General features: G+C 38.3%; 6 protein-coding genes and 1 pseudogene. 1 reads left to right on the plus strand and 6 read right to left on the minus strand.

Annotation, left to right across the window (positions count from 1 at the left end; genetic code table 11):
- Window positions 1-56 precede the first annotated feature (56 nt).
- Window positions 57-311 (plus strand): annotated as a pseudogene (locus ACM0OS_RS28040) (zinc ribbon domain-containing protein); the annotation flags it as partial.
- Between the two features lie 49 nt (window positions 312-360).
- Here ACM0OS_RS28040 and ACM0OS_RS28045 read toward each other — a convergent pair.
- The 6 genes from ACM0OS_RS28045 to ACM0OS_RS28070 all read right to left on the minus strand — a co-directional run.
- Window positions 361-1,962: a mechanosensitive ion channel family protein gene (locus ACM0OS_RS28045; protein WP_414546455.1), complete on the minus strand. Its 1,602-nt coding sequence runs from the start codon at window positions 1,960-1,962 to the stop codon at window positions 361-363.
- An 84-nt stretch (window positions 1,963-2,046) separates the two neighbouring features.
- A complete protein-coding gene (locus ACM0OS_RS28050; RefSeq protein WP_414546457.1) occupies window positions 2,047-2,445 on the minus strand; it encodes a hypothetical protein in 399 nt (132 codons plus the stop codon).
- A 258-nt stretch (window positions 2,446-2,703) separates the two neighbouring features.
- Entirely contained in the window at window positions 2,704-3,099 is a 396-nt protein-coding gene (locus tag ACM0OS_RS28055) for a slr1659 superfamily regulator (RefSeq protein WP_414546458.1), read from the minus strand.
- A gap of 9 nt (window positions 3,100-3,108) precedes the next feature.
- Window positions 3,109-3,726 (minus strand): DUF6272 family protein, encoded by a 618-nt coding sequence (locus ACM0OS_RS28060; protein ID WP_414546459.1) that lies wholly within the window; start codon window positions 3,724-3,726, stop codon window positions 3,109-3,111.
- A 53-nt stretch (window positions 3,727-3,779) separates the two neighbouring features.
- Entirely contained in the window at window positions 3,780-5,876 is a 2,097-nt protein-coding gene (locus ACM0OS_RS28065; protein ID WP_414546460.1) for a CHASE2 domain-containing protein, read from the minus strand.
- A gap of 3 nt (window positions 5,877-5,879) precedes the next feature.
- Window positions 5,880-6,487, minus strand: a 608-nt coding sequence (locus ACM0OS_RS28070; RefSeq protein WP_414546461.1) for a DUF928 domain-containing protein, incomplete at its 5' end; no start/stop codon positions are given.

Raw genomic sequence — 6,487 nt, forward strand, 5'->3', positions numbered from 1 at the left:
AAATTCTCTCTGTGCTTGAGTTTCAGGCTCTTTCATACCAATTAGATAGCTAGGGCGTTAACCCGCAATACAGTAGCCAGGAATGCTCTCACTGTGGTGAAATTGTTAAAAAAACTCTATCTACTAGAACGCATGTATGTTCGTGTGGATGTGTAATGGATAGGGACAAAAACGCAGCGAGAATAATCCTTAGTCGAGGATTGGGTACTGTAGGGCATACAGGAACCTTTGCGCTAGACGCACGCAACGCTTGGGGAGATGAAACCTCTACTTTTGTTGGTGAAAACCTGCAAGAGCAAGTTATGTCTTAGATTCAAGAATCCCCGTCGATTTATCGCGGGGAGTGTCAATTCGCGGAATTCACGCGATATTAATATCATTCACAGTTTTGGACTTGAGATATTGCAAAACCTCTTGATATATCTGACTGCTAACGCGATCGCCTCGTTTGCCGTTCTCCAGTTTGATATCATCTACAAATAAATTGAGTCCAAATTTCATATAAGCAACTCCATCTTCATATTCCATCCCTTTAACCGAAACTTGGGGATCTTGCCATTTTTGTCGTGGTTCTTTAAATCTTTCCATCAACCATTTGTTTAGCTCTAAAACATAATCATCTAAGCGAGTTTCTTCACGTTGAGGATTAGAAATTTTCTGATAAAGCTTCTGTACTCGTCGCTTGATTAAATTTATTTTCCGTTCCCATTCATCAGAAATTAAATAGCTGTCGTTATCTAGAAGATTTGGGTCACGAATGCAAGCACGATACCATGCACGAACTAGTTCAATCAATGTGTCCTTAGATCGAGTTTCATTAAAGGTAAAAATAGAGCGATTGTTTTGCATTTCAGTGATCGATTCCAACCCAATTGAGCTAAGAATTTCTCCATATTCTTGCTGTATATTCTCAATTTCATCTTGGGTGAGACCGCCTTTTTCTGCAAATTGCAAGGTAACTACTAATGCTTCAAGTCCTTGCTGAATTTCTTCTAGTTTTAAATTCACTTCTTGTTCTGCAAGCAAGCGTAGTCTACCGATTTCACGTTGATCTGCTAGTTCTGCTAATTGATAGTAATTATCTAGTATTTCTAATTTGCCATCTATATCGCCTAAAGTATCTGGATGAGCTAGAATTGCCTCCTGGATAACTCGCTTTACTTCATAGAGGTCAAACTCAGTTGGCAGTCGCAGTTCTGTGGAAAAGTGATAGTAGGATGTGGGACGGCTAAGATTGGTAATATTTTGGCTTTGGAGATTGCTGTTGGGAATATAAATATCACAATGTTTTTCCGGTATATATAGTTGAGTTACCCGTACCCCAATTCTGCGTAATATGGCAACAGAGTTATTATCTAGTAGCAACACATCCCCAAATTGAAAGGGTGTATCAATTAGCAGAACTACACCACTAAAAAAGTTTGCCAAAATTCCTTGAGCTGCAAAGCCAATGACAAAGGTAGCCCCACCCAGGGCAACCCAAATGCCTGTAAGATCGACCCCAAATGATCGCAATACAAACACGCCAGCTAGAGTGAAAATAATCACAGGAACTACTGCCTCAACCAAAGGTAGCAGCACATCATCCCACATGGCCTCAGTTTGTTGGGTGTATTCTCTTAGGTAATAAATAAATACTTGTAGCAGAAGTTGTACTAACCAGTAACTAATGGAAATAATCAAACCTGCTGCTAAAATACTTTCCAAGCCATCAATAATTTGATTATCAGGTAACTGATTTAATGTGAACTTTAAAAGAGCTAATACAAAAACTGTGAGTGCAGGATAGGCAGAAACATTAAGTGTTACTAATGCAATATCTCGTTCAAATTTACGAAAAATAGAACGCAAAACATAAAACAAAATAACATAAAGTAAGATGCCACCTACAACTGTAATTAGTAAGCTACTCAGAACGAAAGCCCAAGTATTAGTTTCAAATGGTAAAAAATTGTTTAGCATCGTAGTAATTTTATTGTTTTTATTTATAATCAATTCATTTTATTAATAAATCTTACCTTTCTACCTCCTAACTGTTTGCTAAGTCTATCGTCCCACTACATAACTTTGAAGACATTTAACAATTTCGCGGTAAATCTCACTACTGACGCGATCGCTTCGTTCGCAATTTTCTAGCTTAATATCATCAATATAGTATTCAAGCATAAATTGAATAAAAATTGCACTATTACCGTAGACAGTTTTATCCATTAGTACTTGTGGTGCTTGTTGTTGACTTCGAGTTTGTTTAAACCTTGTTTTTAGCCAAATTTTTAACTCTATGACATAGTTATCTAGACGAGTTGCTATCCGGCTAGGATTAATAATCTTACGTTGTAATTGTCCAACTCTCCGCTTCAAAACTTCAATTGTATATTCCCATATTTCTGGTAAAAGGTATTGGTCTTCTGGTCTTCCTCGTGTAAATTTGGATCTCTTAACCAAATACGATACCAATTTTTAAACAAGTTGTAATATTAAACCAAAGCTTGATAAACTAATCAAGAATGGAATAACACCTTCCAGCAAAGGAATAAGAACGTCATCCCACATAATTTCAGTTTGTCGGGCAAATTCTTGTAAAGAATAGACAATAACTTCCCTAAAAAATTGAATCATCCAGTAGCCGACTGTACCAATAATGGCAGCAATTAAAAAGCTTAAACCTTGCTATTGCTGGGTTTAAGCTTTTCAGTTTATTTATTATTCAATTTCCAGCTTGAGACCGGGGAGCAAACGCTCTAGATTTTTCAATGATTTTCCTTGCCAAGGCATAGAATTTGAGCCTAAAACAATCAACTGAATTCCTTTTTTCTTACGTAAACTCAGGACAAATTTTGATAACATACTAATACCGGAACTGTTGAGAAATCCTAAATCTCTTAAATTCAAAGTCATTATTGCCGGATCAGTTGCGGCAATTTCATTGAGTAGATTAGTAATTGGTTCATATTCACTTGATCCCCCAAGACTCAGTTCTCCTTTAAAGTTGACTGTTGCAGAGTCTTTATCACCTTCAACTGTGTAATCTTCACCTTTAACTTCTTGCATAACCATATTATTTTTTCTTCCTAAATCAACAATAATTAAATTAGACACCGACAAATACTATACCTTGATTTGTGCCATTGTAGTTACAGCCATGATGAGAGATTCTTGCTGAATCGTTTCTAATTTCCAACCAATTTTGGCTGAATAGTCATTAATCATCGTTAACAGACCTAAGCCGGAAGAACCATTTTCTTCAGCACTTTTTTCAATTTGGCGTACATACATTTCATGGGTGTCTGAAGCTAGTAATTCTTCAATAAATTTTCTCAATTTAGCTTCACCGCCTGGTCTGATGCTATTGCTGGCAAAAATTACGGCAGTGACACTATCTGCATCATTCAAGAAATGAATCCCAAATCTTACTTTGTAGCTAGAAATATCATCATTAAATTTCATAGCATTTTCTAGAAGTTCGTTGGCGACATAGCTAACAGCACTTTTACTTTCTTTAATTATTTTCTCTTGATTTGGTTCATTTTCATCTAGAGGTAAAAAATTTGTGAAGTAGTCAGCAAAAAAATGTGCTGAAAGTCGATTGTTACGCCAACGTTGTTTGATTGGGCGAGAACTGGGTGTAAAAGAAAGTTCAAGAGAATCATGCTCTGGAGGAAAGTTAGAGATAAAGTCGCCAAATAATTCAGTTTTGATTATAGAGCCTGTAGATATTTGAACCATAGTTTTTTAGCCTCAAAACAATGATAAAAGAATATCGTTTTTACTTTTCATTATTAATTCTCAAAAACTTCTTCTGGTCGCTTGAATACGAGCAATGTGATGTCATCAAATACTTTTTGTTTGCCAATATGTCGCCGCACATCTAAAATCACTGCATCTTTAATTTCTGGTGCTGATTTGTGCCAGTTTTGACTAATAATTTCACATAACGGTTCAAGACCGTATTGATTTTTATTCATATCCTTGGCTTCGGTAATACCATCGGTGTAGAGAACAACTCCATCACCGGGTTGTAATTCCAGGGTTATATTACTAACAAAATCAGCAATGTCATCATCTAAACCTATGGGGAAACCCAAGTCAATCGTGTCAATCAGCTCAATTTCTCCACCTTTGCGGACAATAATCGTTTCTTCGTGCTGTCCACTGATACTTATTTGGCCTTGAGTATAGTTAAGAATCACCAATGTCAAATTCTTCTCAGAGTTCATCCGTTGCACGTTTTTGTAGATGGTACGGTTGAGCGTGTCCATGAAGCGTACTGAGTCATATTCGGGGATTTCTCTGAGGAGGCGAACTGCGGTTTGCGTCATTAGCATTAACAATCCACTTTCCAGTCCATGTCCAGTCACATCTCCAATCCCAAGAGTTACTACTCCGTCGGTGTACAGTACGTCGTAGTAATCGCCGCCGACTTCATCCGCAGCTTCCATAAAGCCAGCGATATCTAGTCCTTCAATAGCTGCTAGTTCTTCTGGTTTTGGTAGAATCATCTGCTGCATTTGCCGAATTATATCGAGTTCGGCACTCATGCGGAGGTTTTCTCCTTTGAGTTTTTCATTAAGGAGACTGATTTCTTCATTAGCAGAGGCTAGTTCAGCAGTGCGTTCTTGAACTTTAATTTCTAGATTGCGGGCATAATCTTCTAATTGGCGATAAGAAAGCATCAGATTTTGCCATAAAACCTGCATAAGTCCAATTATTAAGGCACTGATAACAGTCAATATTGGTGTAAATATAGGAATTAACCAACCACCAAGAAAGGCAACGTAAGCACTGCTAAGAATAATCACCACAGCCAGTAATAAACCACCTATGGTCAGCCAACGTCTTTTGATGTAAATTGCGCCAAAGGTGGCACTGTATCCAGACCAAAAAAAGATTAACAACCAGTTTAGAGGTTTAACAGTAGCTCGCATCATCGGGCGGCCATCTATGGCGGCGCTGAGAATCTGGCTGGTAAGATTCGCGTGAACTACTACTCCAGGCATTAGCTCTGTGGGAAAAAATAAATTGTTGTTGTAAGGGGTACTATAGTTATCATTTAAACTGGGGGCTTTTGCGCCGATCAAAACTAAGCGATCGCGCATAAAATTAGTAGGTATGCGATTTTCTAAAACATCGGTCATGGAAATATGAGGAAAGCTCTCTAGCCCTCCTCGATAATTCATTAAAACTTGGTATCCCCCCATATCAGCTTCGTTGTATTGCCCATCATTGCTAGATAGAGGTACAAACTTAGCTTTACCTAAACCGTAGATTTGTTTATCTGCGTTGATTGATTTTAATTCAATGCCTGCTTTTTCTAAATATATTAAGGCTAGTTTCACTCCTAGCCCCTGAGCTAAACTTTGATCGGGTTTACCTAATAAAATAATCCCACGTCGAATTTTACCATCTGCATCTAAGAGTAAGTCGTTGGCGGCTACTTGACCCTGTTTAGCTAAAATTGGTGGTGGTGCAACTGGTTTTCCGGCAACTTTTTCAATGCCAATAAAATTAGGCGTATTTTGAAATTCTTTGACGAGTTCTGGGTGTCCTGGTTCTACGGGTAAATCTCGATAAATATCAATGCCGATCACTCTTGGTTGTTGTGCTTTAATATTACGAATCATTTTCGCCATGACGCGATCAGACATCGGCCATTGCTTGACAAATTGAATATCTGGCTCGTCCATTGTGACAATCACAATTCGTTTGTCTACAGCTTCTTGCGGACGAATACGCAATAATTGATCTAAAGTTACCCATTCTAAAATTCTAAAAACGCCGATATTACTGCCCGCAATGACTAATCCGGCAACACAGGGAGTGATTAGCAGTGTTCCTTGCCATTTTTTCAGTGATTTTTTGAGTTTTTGCCACATCATTCTTTAAAAAGCTTCCGCTAATGGTTCAGAGGCAATGTTTCCTAGTCCAACTTGTTTAAGTAAATCGTGCCATTCAGTAGCAAAAACTTTATTGTTTGGTTGCGATCGCTTTGCTTCTACTAAGATTTTTAGGGTATCATACCATACACCTGCCTCAGCATATTTAGTGGCTAGTTCCACAGGAGATGAGGCTAATTCTTGTTGATTAAATGTTGGCTCAACTCGTTTGATCCAGCCTGTTACAGAATAATTATCAGGTCGAAGAACTCCGCCTGGTTCAATTGGTGCAAAATACCATAGGTAATTTTTATCCATGACCAAAGCTGGTGCTGTTGGAGGTAACGTAATGCTAACTACACCGCCATCGGGAGAAACTTTTAGTATTGTCGAATAATGGGGATTTCCATCTTCATCTTGGAGGCTAAAAAATACGGTTTCTGCACCAATCGGTGGTAAATAGGCAAAAATTGTGGGTCGTGCTGATACGGTGCGTCCATGTTTGGTGGGGGGAACTAATGCTGTTAATGGTGGAGTTTTTCCCCTTGTACCACCACCGACGCTGGTTCTAGGTGTTGAACCTCCGGGTAAAGCGAATTGCACATCACCCCTTG

Source organism: Nostoc sp. CCY0012 (assembly GCF_963920855.1).
Taxonomy (GTDB): domain Bacteria; phylum Cyanobacteriota; class Cyanobacteriia; order Cyanobacteriales; family Nostocaceae; genus Cyanocohniella.

What these genes read in the sequence shown, in the direction of transcription:
- ACM0OS_RS28065 (WP_414546460.1), bottom strand. Translation starts at nt 5,876, where the DNA reads ATGATGTGGCAAAAACTCAAAAAATCACTGAAAAAATGGCAAGGAACA.
- ACM0OS_RS28060 (WP_414546459.1), bottom strand. Translation starts at nt 3,726, where the DNA reads ATGGTTCAAATATCTACAGGCTCTATAATCAAAACTGAATTATTTGGC.
- ACM0OS_RS28045 (WP_414546455.1), bottom strand. Translation starts at nt 1,962, where the DNA reads ATGCTAAACAATTTTTTACCATTTGAAACTAATACTTGGGCTTTCGTT.